The organism is Asanoa sp. NPDC050611 (genome assembly GCF_040654855.1).
Taxonomy (GTDB): Bacteria; Actinomycetota; Actinomycetes; order Mycobacteriales; family Micromonosporaceae; genus Asanoa.
In genome coordinates this window covers 1-2,052 of record NZ_JBFAIU010000631.1, presented here as the reverse complement: position 1 = coordinate 2,052, position 2,052 = coordinate 1, and the positions used below count along the sequence as shown (strand labels likewise).

4 protein-coding genes are annotated in these 2,052 nt (G+C 70.4%); 1 reads left to right on the top strand and 3 read right to left on the bottom strand.

From position 1 onward, the window contains the following. The 3 genes from AB0H87_RS41215 to AB0H87_RS41205 form a co-directional block, all read right to left on the bottom strand. On the bottom strand, positions 1–346 hold a 346-nt coding region (locus AB0H87_RS41215), incomplete at its 3' end, for a GNAT family N-acetyltransferase (protein WP_360159135.1). Positions 347–413: 67 nt separating this feature from the next. Next, positions 414–698 carry a hypothetical protein gene (locus tag AB0H87_RS41210; protein ID WP_360159132.1) on the bottom strand — a complete coding sequence of 95 codons (285 nt, stop codon included), beginning with the start codon at positions 696–698 and terminating at the stop codon, positions 414–416. Between the two features lie 55 nt (positions 699–753). Continuing rightward, positions 754–1,191 carry a VOC family protein gene (locus AB0H87_RS41205; protein ID WP_360159129.1) on the bottom strand — a complete coding sequence of 146 codons (438 nt, stop codon included), beginning with the start codon at positions 1,189–1,191 and terminating at the stop codon, positions 754–756. Between the two features lie 83 nt (positions 1,192–1,274). Here AB0H87_RS41205 and AB0H87_RS41200 point away from each other — a divergent pair, with 83 nt between their 5' ends. Next, positions 1,275–1,898, top strand: coding sequence for a hypothetical protein (locus AB0H87_RS41200; RefSeq protein WP_360159126.1), 624 nt, complete (start codon positions 1,275–1,277; stop codon positions 1,896–1,898). Positions 1,899–2,052: the final 154 nt, after the last annotated feature.

Genomic DNA, 2,052 nt, shown 5'->3' with positions numbered 1-2,052 from the left:
CGTGGTCGGCGCGGTCGTGGGCGAGCTGTTCGCCTCCGACGCGGGACTGGGTTATCTGATCACCTCGTCCGGCGGCAGCGGCAACACGGCGCTCGGGCTTGAGCAGAAGGTTGCCCACCAGGCCGCCGTCGCCGGCTGTGGTGATTGCCCAAATGCCGTGGATCGGGTGGTCGACCGCCCGTCGGCGTGCGATCGACGCGAGTGCGTCCTCGCGGGTGCTCATGGCCGTCGGGTTCGGGCCCAAGAAGCGCACGACGTCCCAGCGAGACTCGAGATCCAGGAGGAAGTCCGCATCGTCCGCACGCCAAGGGCGAAGCAAGAGGCGTTCGGTCGTCACGGTGCGCATGCGACCGAATCTAGCCGTATGCCGGCCAGCGCGCCTCAACCGCCGAGTCAGCCTGGTCCGTTCCCAGCTAGGCGGTCCACCCGAGCCACGCGTCGCCCGCCGAGACGATCGCGAGCCAGATGGCCGCGGCACCGACCGGTATGACCAGGGTCCAGGGCGGGCGTGTTCGCAGCAGGGCGATCGCGATCGCCAGCAGCGCCGCCCAGATGACCAGCAGAACGCCCGCCGCCCAGGCCGGGACGACCAGCCCGCTGATCACGTACAGGAAAAAGATCGCGACGTGTCCGGCGATGCCGATCCAACCCAGGAGGACCAGGCCCCGTCGGACGGCCGGACTCGATGGATCCTTCACCCGCCCAGTGTGGCCGGCCACGGGCCACTGCGGTCAATAGCAAGCCCGGAACCGGTCAGCCCCAGGTGAGTAGGCCGCCGCGCTCGTCGAAGGTTGTTTCGGGTCCCCAGGTGATCTCCCACCGGTTGCCCTCCGGGTCGGCGATGAACGCGGAGCGCCCGCCCCATGGGCGGTCGGTCGCGGGCGCCACCGGTGTTGCGCCGGCGGTGACGGCGGCGGTGTACGTCCGGTCGACAGCGTCCCGGGTGTCGACGGCGCAGGCGAGGGTGACGCCGGACCATCCCGTGGGTGCCTCACTCCCGGGTGCCGCCTCGGCGGTGAGGTCGTCGACCGGGAACAGCGCCAGCAGTACGCCGCCGAGGAGGAACCCGGTCCAGGTGTCGTCGCCCTGCGGCAGCTCCGGCCAACCGAGTGCCCGGTAGAACCGGCGCAGAGCGTCCATGTCGCGTGCACCCAGCGTGACGATGGACAGCCGGGCGGGAAGTACGGTCATGATTCGGATCCTGCCAGAGGCGATGGCGGCTGTGCGGAATAGCGGATCATCCAGGCCCGAACGGCAAGTACTAGTCTCGCGCCATGGCGTTGCGTCCGGACCAGTTCTTCGACCACGCGGCGGCCGTCGCCGACAGCGAGCGGCGGCTTCCGCTGGCGCGCATGACGGGATGGGACATCAGCCCGTTCGAGCAGGACGGGTTGCGGGTCATGCCGCTGCGTCCGCCGGTGCTGCCGGAGCCGGCTCGGCACGGTGAGGATCCCGCGGAGTGCCGGAACTGTCGGGACCGCGACGAGGGAATCTGGTTCAACGATCACTGGCGGCTTGCCCGCGTCCCAGGGGTCGGCGTGCCGCTGGTGCTGATGCTCTATCCGCGCGATCACTATGACATGGCGGATCTGCCCGACGATCTCGCCGCGGAGCTCGGGCTGCTGACCACGCGGATCGTCCGCCATGTGCAGGCGCTGCCGCACATCTCGCGGGCCCACGTCTACCGCATCGGCGACGGCGCCGCTCACCTGCACGTCTGGTTCTTCGCCCGGCCGGAGGGCCAGGCGCAGCTCTACGGATCGTGGCTCGTCGTCTGGGACGACCTCCTGCCGGAATATGCCGCCGAGGTCGCCGAGGCGGACGCCGCGATCGTGGCTGACGCCTTGGTCGCCTCGCACGGCGGCAGCCGATCGGCCGCCACCCCACCGCGAGCCTGACCGCGGGCAAACGTCACGATCCGCGCGTGGTCCCACCGCGACGGCCTGGATCTTGTCGCGGTGGGTTCGGCCTCGTGGTTGTTAGCGGCTGCGGGCGGTGATGTCGCCGTGGGTGGTGGTGGCTCGGATGTCGAGTGCGGCGGTGCCGTCGTTC